Genomic DNA, 18,038 nt, shown 5'->3' on the forward strand with positions numbered 1-18,038 from the left:
GAACACCAAATCCTGTTCCGCATCTAAGTTCAGAAGGATGTTTGTCAAAATAAGTATTAAAATTATATGAAGCTATTGAATATGATACTATTGAAAAAAATATTTGCAAAACAAAATTAGCTGAAGAAACAGTCCAAAATTTAAAAGAAATGGTTTGCTTAGCGGCAATGGTTCCAAATATAAGTTGAAAGAATATGGGTAAAATAATTAAGATTAAGGAAATGGGACCAAACATTTTTTGAATTCTTATAATATCATTTAGTTTAAAGTTGATTTTCTTATTTGAGCCTCAATCCCACAGGAACCATTAAAATTCCTTTTTCATAAACATTCAAATAAAGCTTAATCGGCTTTTTCTGTCCTTCCCATTTCAATTCGTAAACATTCAAAAAACCAGCGCCCATATTACTTCTTTTGGTTGGAAACGGACAACAGGTTTCTAATTTTGTATAAGTAATTTTTTCACCGCTTGGTCCCGCCAGCGCATTCAGGAAACGAGATTCATTAAGAGTTTCGCTATTAGTATTTTGAAAAAATATATTTATTGGATAATCAGGATCGTAACCGTATTTTTTGTCTTTAGCAAATTGAGTGATAAGGAAAGTATTGTCTTTCTTCAAAATCAAATCAGGCGCATTGTCGTCTACATTTTTTAAGGTTGATTTTGTACTCACGCAAGAAGTTGCAGTGATTAATAAAACAATAAAAAGGGTTATTTTTTTCATGGGTTATAATATTGTAATAACAGTTAGTTTCAGTATTCCAAATACAGCTTTGAACACTCAAAAATTATTCTTCTACTTTTTTGCGGTTTAGTTTTAAAATACCAATTACAATCAGATATTGTGCCAGAAGATAAGTCAGCATAATAAAAAATGAGCTTTTCGGAATTGGAGCATAAAATTTGTTTATCGCCAAAATACTATCCGATATAATGAAGAAAAATGCTCCTAAAAAAACGAGTAAATTACCAGGTTTTTCCCAGACTAAGAATCCGTTAAAGGCAAATAAAAGCATAATGGAAATAATTGATGCATAAATTGTAACAGGAATTTTTAGATCTCCTAAAAACGGCATTAAAAAAGAAACCATGCCAATTAAATATAAAGCAATTAAAATGCTTCCAAAAATAAAAACTGATCTGTTCTGCTTTTTTCTAATTTTATTCAGTTGATTAAACAAAATACAATAGATAATATGGGCTGTCAAAAAAGATACTAAACCCAATATGAAATATATTTCACCAAGATCTGTAAATAACAGAATAACGTCTCCAATCCAAGAAAATACAAGTGCGCTTAATAAGGTATTTTTAGTTGGAAATTTTCTAAAAAAATAAACACCAAACCCAATAATTGGTATTAATATGGGTTTTAAAAACAGATCGAATCGCTCGTAACCAGATACCAGAATAATCAGGTATAGTATACTGAACGCTAAATAAATTTTGTAAAAATAAGAGTTTCTCATAATAGGGGATTATGATTGATATATGGTTTTGGTTTGTTCTTAAATTCAATATTGACAAAATAGATTGTCACGAAAAGAGAGAATATTAAGTATGTAAAAATAATATAATTACTAATGGGAATTACACGATTTAAGCCAAACCAATCTCCAAAGTAAGCCACAATACCAATTACTGTTATCAATCTCAAACTTTCCCATAAAACAGAAAATCTGCTTTTATCCATTAATTCTGAGTAACTGTAGATCGTAATAAAAATAAAAAAGCCATAAATAAAGATGTTTGGAAAACCAATTTTGGCAATATTTTCAAATAGATAGCTTACAAATAATAAAGTGATTAAAACTTGAATTACAGCCCAGTAAACTAATCTTTGAGGGTTTTGTGTTCCGTATTTTTCAAAATCAAAAACATTTTCAATTTTGTTTATGGGATATTTTTCTTCAAAGTTTTCCGGACGCCAGCCGGTTGGTTTAAACCAGATCGTTAATTTGTCTTTCAATATAGGAGCTCGCCAGGCATCTTTTACTAATAAGCTTAAATGCTGGAAATTAATCTTAATAGGATTCCAAGTATTAGCAGGTCTTGTGATTCCAAAAACTGGCGGAACATCGTCTAATTCTTCCTGGAAAGTGCCAAAAAGTTTATCCCAGAAAATAAAAATCTGCGAATGATTCTTGTCTAAATATTCTGGATTAATCGCATGGTGTACACGATGATGTGAAGGAGTTACTAGAATTTGTTCAATAAATCCCATTTTTTTAATGTGTTTGGTATGGTACCAAAATTGTAAAAACAAATGAATAGGAAGTGTTATTGCAATTACAGAAGCTGGAACTCCCAAAAGAGCTGCGGGAATCAATAAGAACGTAAATAAATTAACCAAGCTGGCAATAGGCTGACGAAGCGCACACGCAAGATTAAACTCTTCACTACTGTGATGAATGGCGTGTTTGTTCCAAAGAAAGTTAATTTGATGTGCTAGTCGATGGCTCCAATATCCGTAAAAATCAATAACAAAAAAAGCAATGAAATAGGAGAGGACATTTGCTTCTAAATGCTGTAATGCAATTTTAGAAACCAGCCATTCGTAGGAGAGAAAAGTAATGCTGAGACCCAAAACATCTTTTACAGAATTAGTTATTCCAGAACTTATGCTTGATACACTGTCTATAAGAGGAGCGGTGTCGTTTTTTATATAAATACCGTATATTTTTTCGATGATAATCAAGGTCAAAAAAATAGGCATTGCAATAATCAATATCTGTCCATATTCCTCCATAAAAAAAACATTCTATTTAATTCAAATATAGAATAAAATAGAATGTTTTTTAAAATATTTTCAACTAAACGATTTCAGCGCTAAGTCCCGCTTCTAAAAGTTGTGTACATTGAGGTTTTAATTTGTCTATTGGCCCTGTTTTTACAGTGCATTTTCCGTTGTAATGTACAATTAAAGAGCATTGCTCAGCTTGTTCAGCTGTGTGACTGCATACACGCATAAGAGTATCAATTACGTGGTCAAAAGTGTTTACATCGTCATTGTAAACTATGATTTCGTTATTGAAACCCGTTGCTTCTTTCTCGCGAATTCTTTCTCTAACTTTTTCTTTAGTACTCATTTTTTTTAAGTTTTTGTACTGATGTAATTACTAATATCTAATTTACGTATTTTAATGATACCCAGTTGTTTCTTTGAAACTTTTTAACATAAGTCAATCCTTTTTCAACGCAAGAAGCATCGATAAACGGAATATCTTCTTCATAGAAACCGCTAAAAAGTATAATTCCTTTTGGGTTCAAACAATCAACATAAGCCTGCATGTCATTCAATAAAATATTTCTATTGATGTTTGCAATAATTAAATCATATTTTTTGCCTGCCAATAAAGCTGCATCGCCCTCATAAACGCTGATATGTTTACAATTATTGCGTTCGGCATTTTCAATAGAATTCAAATAACACCAATTGTCAATATCAATTGCGTCTATTGGTTCAGCACCTTTCATTTCAGCCAAGATTGCTAAAATTGCTGTTCCGCAGCCCATGTCCAAAGTTTTAAGACCTTTAACATCCATTTCTAATAAATGCTGAATCATCATGTGTGTTGTTTCATGATGACCAGTTCCAAAACTCATTTTTGGTTCGATTACAATATCAAATTCTGCATCAGTCTTTGGGTGAAACGGAGCACGAACGTGGCATTTTCCGTCAACATCAATAGGTTCAAAATTCTTTTCCCATTCTTCATTCCAGTTTACCTGATCTATTTCTTCAACAGTATATTCGATTTTAAACTCTTCAGATTGTAAAATATAAATATCGTCTAGAATATTTTCGTCCCATAAATCTTTCTTCACAAAAGCCGAAATCCCGTTTTCTGTTTCTGTAAAACTTTCAAACGCTTTTTCGCCCAACTCAGCAACTAAAATCTCCGAACCAAGTTCTTTTGGCTCAATCGTAAAATGATATCCTAAATATATATTCGACATAAATAATTTTTTTGCAAAAGGTAATTCTTAAATTATAAAATTCAATTTAAAAAAGCCAAATTCCAAATCCCAATACGAAAAAACCATTCGCATCGCGAATGGTTTTTGTAAGTATAAATCTAAAATCTAAAATCTAAAATCTAAAATCTAAAATTAGATAGCAGTAACAATTGCTAAAAAGTCATCAGCTTTTAAAGCAGCACCACCAATTAAACCACCATCTACGTCTGGTTTACCAAAGATTTCTTTAGCGTTTTCTGGCTTAACAGAACCACCGTATAAAATAGAAACTTCATCAGCGATTTCAGCTCCAAAAGCTTTACGAATAGTTTCTCTAATGAATTCGTGCATTTCTTGAGCTTGCTCAGGCGAAGCAGTTTCTCCAGTTCCAATAGCCCAAACTGGCTCATAAGCTAGAACAACTTTTTCCCAAGATTCTTTTGCGATATGGAATAATCCGTCACGTAATTGATTTTCAACAATATTAAAATGATTATCAGATTGACGGTCTTTTAATTCTTCTCCAAAACAGAAAATAACTGTCATATCATGTTTTAAAGCTGTATCAACTTTATTTGCGATTAAAGCGTCAGTTTCGTGGAAAATAGCTCTACGCTCAGAGTGACCTAAGATAACTGTATTAACGCCAATGCTTGTTAACATATCTGCAGAAATTTCTCCTGTAAAAGCACCGCCTTCAGCTTGGTGAACATTTTGAGCAGAAACTCCAATAGTTGTATTTTTTAATTTTGCAGCAGCAGCTTGTAAGTTTACAAATGTTGGAGCTACAATAACTTGTGCATTCGTTTTTGCTGGAATTTTAGCAATTAACTCGTTTAATAATTCTTCAGTTTGAGCAGCATTTTTATGCATTTTCCAGTTTCCTGCAACAATCGATTTTCTCATTTTGGTAGTTTTATATTATTTTTTTGTTTTTTGTTTTATGAAGTAAGGTCAAAGACAAATTGAAATTGATTTTTGAAATTGACATTGCTATTGAATTATTTCAATCCTTTTAAAGTTTCGTCTATTTTAGCAAAATCAGTTTCTATAGCGCGGTAAAGCACAATTTTTCCTGTTTTATCCACAACAATGTATCTCGGAATCCAATCTAAATCAATAGCTTTTCCAAAAAGACCTTTCATGCCATCATTCATCATATAATGATCGCCTTTGTTTAATTCGTGTTTTTCGATTCCAGCTTTCCATTTATCAGTAGTTTTATCAGCCGAAATGAATAAGTAAGAAACATTAGGATTATTAGCTTGTAATTCTTTTAGTTTTGGCATTGCTTTTACACAGTCCCCACACCAAGAAGCCCAAACTTCAATAACTAAAGTTTTTCCTTTATATTTTTTCAGAATGTTTTTAAATGTAGTCTGACTATTGTCTGTTCCTAATAATTTCTCGGATAAAGCTTCTTTAGAAAAACTAGTTTTCTGAGCTTGTGAACATGAAAAAGTAATAAATGCAATTACAATTAGGGCAATTTGTTTCATATGTAAATTAAATTATTTTAAAATTAAGTACTGAATTCACAAAGTTAAACAAACAAATTGAAAGCGAAATGTAGATTAACAAAATTTGAAGAGTCGTTTATTTTGTAACAAAACAACAATTTTAGGTTAGAAAAAGATGAATGAAAACGTAATAGTTGAGGTTAAAATCGTGTAATTTTCTAAATGAATTTTATGAGATTTGAAAAATGGGTGAAATTTTTAAATTGAAGAACAATTTTAGGACATAAAAAACGTCGGATTTCAATGAAAAAAGCCTTCAATAAATTTGATTTTTGAAGACCTTAATATTATTTTTTTTAATTCAAATTATAATTTCCATTTGCCCATTTTTTACTTGGAACGATCCATTCGTCTAAAGCTTTAAAAAGAAAACCATGTTTAAGATTGGTATTCAATTCGATTTCTTTAAAGTGATTTACTTGGAGTTTTGAAGTTTCTTTTCTTTTGACAGCTGAAACGCCATAAATGTCTGATTTTTCGTAAATGGTTAAAATATTACCGCAGAAATTAATATCAGGAATTTCTTGAATATCAGAATCTCTAAAGCATCCAATAAATACAAAATTCACATCTGGATTTGCTAAATAAGTCGAAACGTACTGGGCAATATAACCGCCCTGTGAAGTTCCAATTACTGTAATATGATTTGGAGGGACGCCTTTTTTTATTAATGCTTTTACCTGTTTTACAATCTTTTCTGCGTATTCAGCAGAATTTGTGTTTTTCTTTCTTTTTTCACTAAAAACAATAAAATTATCTTTTCTGAATGATTCTAAAATCTCATTGTATTCTGCTTTTCCATATTCAGGATGAGCTGCGTTTAAGGGATTTTCTTGAACAAATTTGTTGTGAAAAAAGAAAATGTAACGTTGGTTCTCATTTTTTGCCTGGCAAAAAGATAAAATGCTAGATAAAATTGTAAGCGAAAAAGTTAAGGCTTTAATGAGTTTTTTCATTTATTAAATTTGTTTTTTGTTTGATCACATGTGAGATTTTTATTCGTAATCAAAAAGTTAAGTTTGAACAGACTGCAAGTAAAAATAAAGCGCTGATAAAACAATAAGTTTATCAGCGCTTTAAATATTTTAAATGATATTACAATTTCAAATCTTCAACATCATTGTAATGTACTTTTTTTACAACAACGCCTTTGCTTAGAACAACGATACTTGGATTGGCTCTTTCGATTGTTTTTAAAGTTGTTGCATCACAGAAATAAAAATCGGTATCTAAGTTGTATTGTTTTTTAGCTTTTGAAATTTCATCAGCACCAGAAGCAGTCATTGCAATTACTTTATAACCTTTTGCTTTGGCATCTGCCGAAACTTTAGCTAGTTTTTTCATTCCTTCTGGATTTGATTTTGTCAAATCGTAAGTAACAAAAATAACCAATTTTGGCTCTTGAAGTAATTCTTCTTTATAATCAGAATCATCTTTTGTCATTGTAAAATCGTGAATTGGAGGTATATAGCCTTCTGTAATCACTTTGTCTTTTCTATCTACAAATGTTGCTCCTTCTGGAATATTCATTAAATCTTTTTCTGTAAATTCTTTGTCAACGCCGTTTACTTTGTAAACGAAAATCATTTCTACAACAGATTTTGGAGCTCCTTCTGGAATTTCCATTCCTTTTGGGATACTAGAGCCTACTTTAAACGGACGAAAATCTTTGATTGGGTTATGATTTAAAACCCAAACTGCCATAAAAACGCACAAAACAATGCTTATTAAAGTAATTAAGTTGGTAACTAATTTTGAAAATAAAGGTTTTACTAATTTTTTATTAATGAATAAAATCAAAATGAAGAAAAGTAAAACAACATCTTTTGTAAATGACTGCCAAGGTGTTAAATGCAATGCATCTCCAAAGCAACCGCAATCTTTTACTACATCAAAATAAGCAGAGTAGAAGGTAAGGAATGTGAAGAAAACGATTAAAAGTAATAATGCCCAAATTGTCAATTTTGATTTATAACCAACTAACAGCATTACTCCTAAAACTACTTCTAAAATTACCAAGAAAATTGCTAAGCCTAAAGCCAACGGCTCTAAAAAAGGCATATTGAAAACTGGTTCGCTAAAATATTCGGCCAATTTATAAGAGAAACCAACAGGATCGTTTAGTTTTATTAATCCGGAAATGATAAATAATACACCGACAAATAATCGGGAGAATTGAGTAATGATGTTTTTCATAGGAAGATTTATTTAAATTCCAATTTATTAAAATCTCAATTTCCAATATTAGACTTTGGAATTTGGGATTTCTTTTTTGGAATTTTTATTTATTGATGGGGTTTAAAATTAAAGCAAAAACAGAATAATTAATCATATCCTGATAATTGGCATCGATTCCTTCAGAAACTAAAGTCAGACCTTTGTTATCCTCAATTTGCTTAACGCGAAGTAATTTTTGCAGAATCAAATCTGTTAAAGAACTTACACGCATGTCACGCCACGCTTCGCCGTAATCGTGATTTTTAGCTTCCATTAAATCTTTCGTTAACTTTACTTTAGCGTCATACAATTCAGTTGCTTTTTCAACGTCTAAATCAGGCTGATCAACAACACCTAATTCTAACTGAATTAAAGCCATAATAGAATAATTGATAATTCCGATAAATTCTCCTTTTTCATCTTCATCAACTTTACGGACATCATTTTCCTGTAAACTTCTGATTCTTTGTGCTTTTATGAAAATTTGATCGGTCAATGACGGAAGTCTTAAAATTCTCCATGCACTGCCGTAATCTTTCATTTTATTGATAAATAAGGTGCGGCAAACCGTAATTACATTATCAAATTCAAGGGAAGTATTCTTCATTTATTGCTGTATATTTGCTAAAATTTCTTCAAAAATAAGGATAATTTTTTAAGAGTTTCAAGTTTCAGGTTCTCTTTGTTTCAAGTTTTTTCTAAACAAAGTGTTAACGCTAACTTGAAACCGGAAACCTGAAACAAAATAAACAAATGACAATTAATTGCAAAGGCGAACTTATAGATTTATCGATTCCTAAAGTAATGGGAATTTTAAATGTTACGCCAAATTCTTTCTTTGACGGAGGAAAATATAAAAACGAAGACGAAATTATCTCGCAGGTAGATAAAATGATTTCTGAAGGTGCGACATTTATTGATATTGGTGCTTATTCCAGTAAACCAAGTGCCGAATTTGTCTCTGAACAAGAAGAAATCGCCCGAATTGTTCCCGCCATAGAATTGATTTTAAAGCATTTTCCAAAAGCATTATTATCAATTGACACCTTTAGAGCCGAAGTTGCAAAAGTAAGCATAGAAAGCGGTGCTGCGATTATAAATGATATTGCAGCTGGCGAACTCGATGATAAAATGTTTGATGTAATTGCAAAATACAATGTACCATACATTATGATGCACATGCGTGGCAATCCGCAGACGATGCAGAGTTTAACGCAGTATGAAGATATAGTAAAAGAAATGCTTTTTTATTTTTCTGTAAAAGTTAAAAAAGCAAGAGCTTTAGGAATCAACGATTTGATTTTAGATCCAGGTTTCGGTTTTGCCAAAACAACCGATCAAAATTATGAAGTGATGCAGAAAATGGAGCTTTTTAATGTTTTAGAATTGCCTGTTTTAGCTGGAATTTCAAGAAAATCAATGATTTATAAAACACTTGATATTACGCCGCAAGAAGCTTTAAACGGAACAACATTTCTAAATACAATTGCGTTAACAAAAGGAGCAAAGATTCTTCGAGTTCATGATGTGAAAGAAGCAGTGGAGTGTGTGGCTTTGTTTGAGAAAATGAATTCATAATCTCGACATTTTTTGTCATTTCGACGAAGGAGAAATCTTCGTTGTTAAATCGACAAAGATTAATTCTCGTTGTGGAGTTTCTTGCGAAGATTTCTCCTTCGTCGAAATGACAAACTTTGCATTAAAAAAAATAAAAAAGCATGAAATACTTTACCCTAATTATCGCTTTTTTTCTTTTTTCCTGTGGAAAAAAAGAAGACGTCTTACTTCCAAAATCTAACGTAACAATTGTAAAAGAAGTACAAGATCTTTCGCCAATTTACATCTTTTTTAAAGTCGAAGGAAAAGATACAATTGCTGAAGTGAACCGAAAAAGCAGTATCATTTCGACCAATTGGATATTCAATATTGATAAGCGCCTGCCTTTGAAGTTGGTAATTCCGGAAGTGATGAAGCTACAGGAAAAAAAGCGTGCAGATAGCGCGCATAAAAACGAAAATGCCGAAAATTATTACTCGTACGCAGATTCTGTTGGAAAAAATTTAGCCTTTTTGCCTTTCACGAAAGTGTTTTATAAAATGGAGAAACCTGCTGCGGGAAGTTTTGTGGTTTATTTTAGTAAAGGGAAAAAACGAGTTTTTATGAGAAATCAGGAGATAAAAATATCAGAAATACTAAAACATTTTTACAGTATAAAGTTTGCGAAAGTACCAGATTTAGTTTTTTTATTTGATAAGAATATGAGTTATGAAGAATATATTCAATATAAGATTCTACTCCAAAAAGATGTGACTCACAATCTTGATACGCTTCCAGTGGAATTCATTTTCTAATACGTGAAACAAAGGAAACCTGAAACAAAGGAAACCTGAAACAAAAGAAACAAAAAACTATTGATGATGATAAGGTTCATTTCGTAAAATTGTAAATCCGCGGTACAATTGCTCTATAAAAAATAAACGAACCATTTGATGCGAAAACGTCATCAGCGAAAGCGAAATTTTTCCTTGGGCTTTGCTGTAAACTGTATCTGAAAATCCGTAAGGGCCGCCAATTACGAAAACAAGCGTTTTAATTCCGGAATTCATTTTCTTTTGTAATTCTTTAGAAAAACCAACACTGGAAAAGTTTTTTCCATTTTCATCCAATAAAATCAATTGATCGGTTGGCGAAAGTTTAGACAGAATTAATTCGCCTTCTTTTTCTTTCTGCTGACTTTCAGATAAATTCTTAACGTTTTTGATATCGGGAATAATTTCCAAATCAAATTTGATGTAAAACGACAAACGTTTGGTGTAATCGTCAATCAAAGTCTGCAACGATTTATTGTCTGTTTTACCTATGGCGATAAGTTTGATATTCATTAGTTATTTTTTTTCCACGAATTCCACGAATTTTATTTTTTATAGATATGGGCAAACCTAACAGGTTTTTAAAACCTGTTAGGTTTAGAGTTTAATTTTTAGAAAATTTCGCTTCAAAATTTTTAAATCTATTATCTAAATCTTTAACCAATTGTTTTTTAACGGCTTCATCCTGAATAAAACTGTAATTGATGCTGTTATAAACATATTGTTTTATGGTAGCATACGAAACATCGGGATATCTTTTAGCTAATAAAACATATTGTTCTGTCATATTGCTTCTCAAAATTCCGGCATCGTCTGTACTGATTACAATTGGCACATTGAACTCTTTGTAAAGTGTAAACGGATGTCTGTTTTCTTTTACTTTCAAAATGAACTCATTACTTACTAAATTGATCTCGATCGGAATATTGTTTTTAGACATGTATTTCAATAAATCATACGAATTTGCTTCGTAAGCGATATCAACTCCGTGACCAATTCTTTTAGCGCCCGCGATATAAATTGCGTCATTAATATGCCATGTTAAATCTTCCGGCTGTACCAAACCTAAAGTCAGTTCGCCTGCATGAAGCGTGTATTTTACATTTGGAAATTTAGAATTACAGTATTTAAACATCACCATATGCAGCCAATAATCTTTCATGGAATTTTCACCATGTTCTGGAGAAACGATATTTACGCCTGCAGTTAATTTGCTTTCGTTTGATGAAATAAAAGCGATAACCAGATTTTTAAATAAATCAACCGGTTCCATAAAACGCAGTACAAAGTTTTGATAACGCATTGTAAAACGCTCATCGTCAATTTTTAAGTCTTTGTGAAGTTTTGCTAGGAAATTATTGTTGAATTCATCTGCATATTTTTTAGCGTCTTTTTTCTGAATTGATTTATACAATTCGTCTAAAAGTTTTAAAACTGCTTTTTCATCTTTTTGAGCAGAAGCCTGACGAAGTCTCGCATTGAAATCTGTCAAATCTGAAACATTCATATCGCATGGAATTGTTGATAATTGCGTTTCGATATAAGATAAATTTTCAGCAATGGCGCGTTTTTTTAATTCGAGCATTCCTTCGGCAAAATGACCTGCAATTGTAGGTTCGAATTTCATAAAAGAATCAAAAAACTGATCATCAGAAGGTACAGAACCATTATAATCTTTAACCGACCATGTCTGCATAATTTGTTGTTCGTAAAATGGTAATTTTTCTTTAAGAGATGAAAAACGCTGCCAGTTTCCTTTTTCAGGTTTGGTTTTCGAAACTGCCATAGTTTCCAAATTCAAATAAAAGTCTTCTGCAATGGCTCTTTCCAAAAGCGGTTCTGCATAAATTGATCCTGAAAAATGGTGGTGTAAATCGCCTCCTTTTGGCATTTGTTGAAAAAAAGCTGTTAAGAGAGCTTCATTATTTCTGATTTTTTCTAAATAACTTTCAGCCGATTGAGAAAAGCTGATTTGTGCTATAAAAATACAGAAAAGCGTAATTATCCTTGTCATACTCTAAGTTTAAATTACATGCAAATATACGACTTTTCGGAGAAATTTAAAAATCGAATTTCTTTGTGTTTGTTTTTTAACGCAAAGAACGCAGGGTTGTATTCCAGACATAGCTTAATACAAACGCAAAAGTTCGCAAAAGCTTTGCCTAAAAAAACTTTGCGAACTTTGCGGTTAAAAAAAACTTAGAATCTTAGCAACTTAGAACCTTAGCATCTCTTTTAAGAAAGTACATCACGTATTTCCTCAACCTTATCAAAAACACTTTTTGCAAAAGGACAGAGCGGAATAATTTTTACATTGTTAGCTCTTGCATAATCCACAGCGGCTAAAACTAATTTTTTACCTACACCTTTTCCGTTAAAATCTGGACTTACTTCTGTATGGTCGATTATGAATTTTGAATCTCCTGCCCAAGTGTAAGTCATTTTTCCTGCTTCTTTTCCGTCTTCTATTGCTTCAAAATATCCTTTTCGTGTATCGTTTATCTGTTGAATTTCCATGATTATTATATTAATGTGGTTTTAATTTCTATTGAATGCGTAAGTGTTTTATGAATCGGACAGCTGTTTGCAATGGTTTCCAAACGTTGTCTTTGTGTTTCGTCGACTTCGCCTATTACTTCGATTTTTCTTGTAAATACTGATACACTTCGCTCAGCATCTCTTTCAAAATCAATTTTGACATTTATTTCAGAAACGTCCCATTGTTTACGATTGATGTACATTCTCAACGTAATTACGGTACAGGAAGCCAATGAAGCTGCCAAAAGCTCTGTTGGATTCAATCCTAAATTTTTGCCTCCCAATTCTTGCGGTTCATCGGAAATTAGAACATTATCGCTCGCTGATTTTACTTCTGTTCGATACAAACGCGTATCTATTTTTGCTGAAATTGTATCCATATTTATTTGATTCTTGGTTCTGGTAATGGAACAAATTCTGTTTCGCCTGGAACTTTCGGGAAAGTCTGTGCTGTCCAGTCTGTTTTTGCTTTTTCGATGAGGTTTTTATCCGAAGAAACAAAATTCCAAAAGATGAAATGTTCTTCAGGAAATGGCTGTCCTCCAAAGATGTACACTGTAGAATTTTCAGCAATTTCAAACTCACAAAGTGTACTGTCATTTGTAATTAAAATTTGTTTCGGATCGTAAACATATTCTCCGCTTTTGATACTTCCTTCTAAAATATACAAACCGCTTTCGCCGAATAAATGATGTCCGATATTGATTTTTTTTGCCTCAGTACTTTTAATTTCAATAAAATACAACGGACTGTAAACAGGAACGGGAGATTTTTTGCCAAAAGCTTCACCTGCAATTAATTTATAAGATACGCCATCTTCTTCCCAAGCCGGAATGTCATCTGCTTCAACATGGGTAAAATTTGGGTCCATTTGTTCCAATTCTTTCGGAAGCGCCACCCAAATCTGTAATCCGTGCAGCATTTTATCTGAATGTCTTAAATATTCAGGCGTTCTTTCTGAGTGAACAATTCCTTTTCCGGCCGTCATCCAGTTTACGGCGCCGGGTTTTATTTCTAATTCGGTTCCTAAACTATCGCGATGCATAATGCTTCCTTCAAACAAAAAAGTAAGAGTCGAAAGTCCGATATGCGGGTGAGGCGGAACATCCATATTTTCATGATCACTTAAATGTGCAGGTCCCATATGATCGATAAAAACAAATGGACCAACAGCTCTTTTTTCACGGAAAGGCAGTAAACGGCCTACCATAAAGTTGCCAATATTGGCAGCACGTTCTTCGATAATTAAACTGATATTTGACATGTGGTATTTTGATTTGATTTGAAAACAAAATTACAGTTGTGATGAAATCTGTAACTTAATTTAGGTTAAGAAAAGTTGTTATTGGATTTTCGAATTATAAAAGTAAGGAAAATCGTTTATTAAGTTTATTTATTAAATGAATTTAGTAGAGTAAAGTCCCAGCGGGACGAGATATTTATAGAAAAAGAATACCCTAATCGTAAAGCTCCAGTGGACCGAAATAATATCGCTTCGCTGGAGCTTGTTGTTTTCGATGTATATTCTCTGTTGATTTTGATGTTTTGATGTTTTTTTTTCATTTCGACGAAGGAGAAATCTCCACGAGTAGCTCCGCAACGAGAATTCAATCTTTGTCGAGTTTCTTGCGAAGATTTCTCCTTCGTCGAAATGACAAACTGACGACTAAAACTTGATTATTTGCGAAATTTGTTTTTTTAATCAATCAATTCAAACTCTAAAACTTCACTTTCAGTTCCATTTATGATAATCGACAGTTGATGATTTCCCGTATGAAAAACTCGAGTTGTAATTAACTTAAAAGACTGATTTCTTTCAATTTTAGTTAATTGATTAGGCTGATAAATTTTCTCGCTGATTTTAAAAACTTTTTTTGCCAAATGCCCTTTTGCTTTTTTATAATGGACAGCATATTCTAAACGAACGGTTTTAGGTTCTTCGTTTTTATTATTTAACTGAAAATGAAATTGAAGATAATCACCAATTTTTACAGTTGGTGTTTTAATTTCAAAATTAGAAAGTTCAATATTAGTGCTTTCTAGGCCATAATGACTTAAAATTTCTGGATGACCTTGTTTTAATAAAGTTCTGCTTCCGTGTTTTATGATTGCGTCGGTTTCTTTGGTGTGACCTTTCCATCTCGAAGCAATTTCAAGTACAATCTGCGGATTATCTTTTGCAATATCATTTAAATTATTGGCTACGCTTCTGCGGACATATTCTGAAGGATCGTTTTTTAGATTTTCTAAAATAGGCAGAATAGAAGAAGGGTCTTTTTTTAAAAACGGAATAGCCATTGCCCACGGTAATCGCGGGCGTGATCCCTCGCTGGCTAATCTTCGTACGTGATGATTTTCGTGAAGTGACCATTTTACCATTTCGTCAATCATTTGTTCTTTATACTTTAAAATAAAAGGACGAACAGCAAATTCACAGCTTATAAATTGTGTTATCGAAACAAAGGCTTTTGCTGAGGTTTTAAAATCGTCTAAACCGTACATTTCGATATAATCTGCAAAGAATATGAATGCGAGATTGCCCTCAGTAAATTTATTTTTCTTGAGATTTTCGATGATTTTATCAATTACAAAAACAGCTTCAGGAAAATTTTGAGGCATAAATTGGTGTAACACAACTGTGGTGTGTTTCATTCTTTCTTTCCATTCTTTTTGAGCAAAATCGTCTTCGTAAATTGCTTCAATAAATTTTTGTTTGTTGAATGAAGGATGGACTTCGGCGACAGCCTGACTAAATTTTTCGTAAAAAGAAACCGAATAAATGTCTTTAATTAACCCCATAGATTTTGCTTGATTGAACCTCAAAGATATTTAATGTTTTTAATTGATGATGTAGATTGTGCGAGAAAAATTAATACATAGAGACATAGATTTTTATAGGAACATTCAATAAAAAGTTTAAAAAAAAAATCTAGATTCTAACACATAGTTTATAAGCGCTGCTATGTGAATTTATATAAGTGAACGTCTTTTAAAAGTCTGCAAAAATCTATGTTCCTATGTGTTTAAAAAAATAGGCGATTTAAATATAAATTTAAGTTAATAAGGAACTTTTTGCAGAAAGTAAACTTTCAAATCCATAAAATATATCCTAATTTAGCATCTTATTAAAAATAGAAAAATGATTAGTGAAGCCCAATTTCAAGCAGAATTACAACTTTTGATAAGCAACGCCATTAGAGAAGATGTTGGTACAGGCGATTACAGTTCGCTTGCCTGTATTCCAGATACTGCACACGGTCAGGCTAAATTATTGGTAAAAGATCAGGGAATAATTGCCGGAGTTGAAGTTGCCAAAATGATATTTGAACATGTAGATCCAAAATTAAAAGTAAAAACTTTTATCGAAGATGGAACGCATGTAGAATATGGCGAAGTTGTTTTTGAAGTTTCGGGAAGTTCGCAGTCTATTTTAAAAGCTGAGAGAGTAGTTTTAAACACTATGCAGCGAATGTCGGCTATTGCTACTAAAACTAGTCAATATGTTCAGCTTTTAGAAGGAACTGGTGCTAAAATATTAGATACTCGTAAAACAACGCCAAATTTTAGAGCGGCTGAAAAATGGGCAGTAAAAATAGGAGGTGGAGAAAATCACCGTTTTGCGCTTTATGACATGGTAATGCTAAAAGACAATCATATTGATTTTGCTGGAGGAATTACACGCGCAATTTCGAAAACAAAAGAATATTTAAAAGAAAACAATCTCGATTTAAAAATTATTGTTGAAGCTCGTAATTTAGATGAAATCAGAGAAATTTTGTTGAGCGACGGCGTTCACAGAATCTTGATCGACAATTTTAATTATGAAGACACAAAAACGGCAGTAAAATTGATTGGTACAAAATGCCAGACAGAATCTTCGGGAAATATCAACGAAAAAACAATTCGCGAATATGCTCTTTGCGGTGTCAATTATATATCATCTGGCGCTTTAACACATTCAGTTTACAACATGGATTTGAGTTTAAAAGCTTTTTAGTGAAGTTTTGAGTTATAAGTTATGAGTTAGGTTTGCAGTCTAAAATCTAAACTCAACAATCTAAAATCAAAAAAATATGTCGCAGGAGATAGAAGCTCGGATTGAAAAATTGCCTGTAATACGCAACCTGGCCCGACTTTTAAAAAGAATAAAGCTGCCTTGGCTCGAAGGTTTCTCATTATATGATTTGCTTGAAATGTATACTTTAGGAATTCTTGAAGGAGCATTTTCATATCATGCAAGTGCGGTTTCTTTTAGCTTTTTTATGGCTTTATTTCCTTTTGCGCTGTTTATTTTAAACTTGATCCCGTTTATTCCGATAGACAATTTTCAGGAAGATTTTTTGCAGTTTGTGCAGCAGAGTGTCCCTCCAAATACATACGATGCGATTAGTAAAATTATCAGCGATATCTTAAATAATAGTCACTCCGGCTTATTATCGTCTGGATTTTTACTTTCTATTTTTTTAATGGCAAATGGTATTAACGGAATTTTAAGCGGTTTTGAATCTTCTAAACACGTTTTTGATAAACGTGGTTTTTTTAGTCAGTATTTGGTTGCATTGGCAATTTCGCTTGTTATGACGATTATTTTGTTTGTGACAGTGGCGACAATTGTTGTTTTTGAGGTATTCATTCAAAAAACAATCATTCAGGATGTTTTAAGTGACAGGATTCCTCTGATTATTTTAGGACGATATTTATTTGTTATTTTAATGATTTTGATAACATCTTCAATATTATTGCGTTATGGAACAAAACAGTATAATAAAGTTCCTTTTATAAGTATAGGTTCTGTTTTTACCACGATCTTAATTGTTATATCTTCGTTCTTTTTTGGGATTTGGGTTATAAAATTTTCAAAATATAACGAACTTTATGGTTCTATTGGAACATTATTAATTCTAATGTTTTATATTTGGATAAACTGTATGATTCTGCTTTTAGGGTTCGAATTGAATGCTTCTATCAGAAAATTAAAACAAAAAAAAGAAAAATAATATGAAAAATTTGATGCTAACTATCGGAGTGTTCTTCTTTGCCCTGACCATGCAAAGTCAAAGTGTAATTGGAAAATGGAAGACCATTGATGACGAAACAGGTGAAGCAAAATCTATTGTAGAAATCTACGAAAAGTCAGGAAAAGTTTATGGAAAAGTTATAGAAATTCTTCGTGAAAGTCATAAAAAAGATCTTTGTACAAAATGTGATGGCGCAGAAAAAAATAAACCTATTTTAGGAATGGTTATTATTAACGGCCTTAAGAAAGATGGTTCTGAATATAACGGAGGAACAATTCTAGACCCAACAAGCGGTAAAAAATACAAATGTTATATTGCACTAGAATCTGCAGATAAATTAAAACTTCGTGGTTATGTGGGAGTTTCTATTATGGGAAGAACACAGTATTGGACACGTGTGAAAAATTAAATCAAA

At 32.0% G+C, this 18,038-nt stretch carries 21 protein-coding genes; 5 read left to right on the forward strand and 16 right to left on the reverse strand.

Annotated features, from left to right (window positions below; genetic code table 11):
- Positions 1-278 precede the first annotated feature (278 nt).
- The 10 genes from QE431_RS07620 to QE431_RS07665 all read right to left on the reverse strand — a co-directional run bounded on the left by QE431_RS07620 (position 279) and on the right by QE431_RS07665 (position 8,305).
- The gene (locus QE431_RS07620) at positions 279-725 is read right to left on the reverse strand and encodes a 2-dehydro-3-deoxyphosphooctonate aldolase (RefSeq protein WP_134141127.1); all 447 of its coding nucleotides are present in this window, start codon (positions 723-725) and stop codon (positions 279-281) included.
- Between the two features lie 64 nt (positions 726-789).
- Positions 790-1,470 carry a lysoplasmalogenase gene (locus tag QE431_RS07625; protein ID WP_307294485.1) on the reverse strand — a complete coding sequence of 227 codons (681 nt, stop codon included), beginning with the start codon at positions 1,468-1,470 and terminating at the stop codon, positions 790-792.
- Entirely contained in the window at positions 1,467-2,750 is a 1,284-nt protein-coding gene (locus tag QE431_RS07630) for a sterol desaturase family protein (protein WP_307294488.1), read from the reverse strand. Before QE431_RS07630 ends, QE431_RS07625 begins: the two co-directional genes overlap by 4 nt.
- A 64-nt stretch (positions 2,751-2,814) precedes the next feature.
- Positions 2,815-3,090, reverse strand: a complete 276-nt coding sequence (locus tag QE431_RS07635; RefSeq protein WP_057118487.1) for an ATP-dependent Clp protease adaptor ClpS — start codon at positions 3,088-3,090, stop codon at positions 2,815-2,817.
- 37 nt (positions 3,091-3,127) lie between these two features.
- Positions 3,128-3,961, reverse strand: a complete 834-nt coding sequence (gene prmA / locus QE431_RS07640; protein WP_307294492.1) for a 50S ribosomal protein L11 methyltransferase — start codon at positions 3,959-3,961, stop codon at positions 3,128-3,130.
- Positions 3,962-4,114: 153 nt separating this feature from the next.
- Entirely contained in the window at positions 4,115-4,867 is a 753-nt protein-coding gene (tpiA, locus tag QE431_RS07645; protein ID WP_057118485.1) for a triose-phosphate isomerase, read from the reverse strand.
- Between the two features lie 95 nt (positions 4,868-4,962).
- Positions 4,963-5,460, reverse strand: a complete 498-nt coding sequence (locus QE431_RS07650; protein ID WP_307294495.1) for a TlpA disulfide reductase family protein — start codon at positions 5,458-5,460, stop codon at positions 4,963-4,965.
- 317 nt (positions 5,461-5,777) lie between these two features.
- Entirely contained in the window at positions 5,778-6,437 is a 660-nt protein-coding gene (locus QE431_RS07655) for an alpha/beta hydrolase (RefSeq protein WP_307294498.1), read from the reverse strand.
- A 139-nt stretch (positions 6,438-6,576) separates the two neighbouring features.
- Positions 6,577-7,677 carry a BT_3928 family protein gene (locus QE431_RS07660; RefSeq protein ID WP_307294499.1) on the reverse strand — a complete coding sequence of 367 codons (1,101 nt, stop codon included), beginning with the start codon at positions 7,675-7,677 and terminating at the stop codon, positions 6,577-6,579.
- 85 nt (positions 7,678-7,762) lie between these two features.
- On the reverse strand, positions 7,763-8,305 hold the full coding sequence (locus QE431_RS07665) for a DUF1599 domain-containing protein (RefSeq protein ID WP_053473476.1): 543 nt from the start codon (positions 8,303-8,305) through the stop codon (positions 7,763-7,765).
- Between the two features lie 146 nt (positions 8,306-8,451).
- Between QE431_RS07665 and folP the strand changes: the two genes are divergently transcribed.
- Positions 8,452-9,276 carry a dihydropteroate synthase gene (folP, locus tag QE431_RS07670; protein WP_307294511.1) on the forward strand — a complete coding sequence of 275 codons (825 nt, stop codon included), beginning with the start codon at positions 8,452-8,454 and terminating at the stop codon, positions 9,274-9,276.
- A 140-nt stretch (positions 9,277-9,416) separates the two neighbouring features.
- Positions 9,417-10,049, forward strand: coding sequence for a hypothetical protein (locus QE431_RS07675; protein WP_307294513.1), 633 nt, complete (start codon positions 9,417-9,419; stop codon positions 10,047-10,049).
- 57 nt (positions 10,050-10,106) lie between these two features.
- On the opposite strand, the gene rlmH is transcribed toward QE431_RS07675, so the two are convergent.
- The 6 genes from rlmH to QE431_RS07705 all read right to left on the reverse strand — a co-directional run bounded on the left by rlmH (position 10,107) and on the right by QE431_RS07705 (position 15,404).
- Positions 10,107-10,580 (reverse strand): 23S rRNA (pseudouridine(1915)-N(3))-methyltransferase RlmH, encoded by a 474-nt coding sequence (gene rlmH / locus QE431_RS07680; protein WP_307294516.1) that lies wholly within the window; start codon positions 10,578-10,580, stop codon positions 10,107-10,109.
- 91 nt (positions 10,581-10,671) lie between these two features.
- Positions 10,672-12,081: an adenosine deaminase gene (locus QE431_RS07685; protein WP_307294519.1), complete on the reverse strand. Its 1,410-nt coding sequence runs from the start codon at positions 12,079-12,081 to the stop codon at positions 10,672-10,674.
- Between the two features lie 221 nt (positions 12,082-12,302).
- Positions 12,303-12,584: a GNAT family N-acetyltransferase gene (locus QE431_RS07690; protein WP_134141808.1), complete on the reverse strand. Its 282-nt coding sequence runs from the start codon at positions 12,582-12,584 to the stop codon at positions 12,303-12,305.
- Between the two features lie 5 nt (positions 12,585-12,589).
- Positions 12,590-12,985, reverse strand: coding sequence for an OsmC family protein (locus tag QE431_RS07695; RefSeq protein WP_057118475.1), 396 nt, complete (start codon positions 12,983-12,985; stop codon positions 12,590-12,592).
- 2 nt (positions 12,986-12,987) lie between these two features.
- Entirely contained in the window at positions 12,988-13,869 is an 882-nt protein-coding gene (locus QE431_RS07700) for a pirin family protein (RefSeq protein WP_307294526.1), read from the reverse strand.
- 434 nt (positions 13,870-14,303) lie between these two features.
- On the reverse strand, positions 14,304-15,404 hold the full coding sequence (locus QE431_RS07705) for a DNA alkylation repair protein (RefSeq protein WP_307294528.1): 1,101 nt from the start codon (positions 15,402-15,404) through the stop codon (positions 14,304-14,306).
- 340 nt (positions 15,405-15,744) lie between these two features.
- Here QE431_RS07705 and nadC point away from each other — a divergent pair, with 340 nt between their 5' ends.
- The 3 genes from nadC to QE431_RS07720 all read left to right on the forward strand — a co-directional run bounded on the left by nadC (position 15,745) and on the right by QE431_RS07720 (position 18,032).
- Positions 15,745-16,602 (forward strand): carboxylating nicotinate-nucleotide diphosphorylase, encoded by an 858-nt coding sequence (gene nadC / locus QE431_RS07710; protein ID WP_307294531.1) that lies wholly within the window; start codon positions 15,745-15,747, stop codon positions 16,600-16,602.
- Positions 16,603-16,678: 76 nt separating this feature from the next.
- Positions 16,679-17,602, forward strand: coding sequence for a YihY/virulence factor BrkB family protein (locus QE431_RS07715; RefSeq protein WP_057118471.1), 924 nt, complete (start codon positions 16,679-16,681; stop codon positions 17,600-17,602).
- Position 17,603: 1 nt separating this feature from the next.
- Entirely contained in the window at positions 17,604-18,032 is a 429-nt protein-coding gene (locus tag QE431_RS07720; RefSeq protein ID WP_307294535.1) for a DUF2147 domain-containing protein, read from the forward strand.
- Positions 18,033-18,038: the final 6 nt, after the last annotated feature.

Source organism: Flavobacterium sp. SORGH_AS_0622 (assembly GCF_030818825.1).
Classification (GTDB): domain Bacteria; phylum Bacteroidota; class Bacteroidia; order Flavobacteriales; family Flavobacteriaceae; genus Flavobacterium.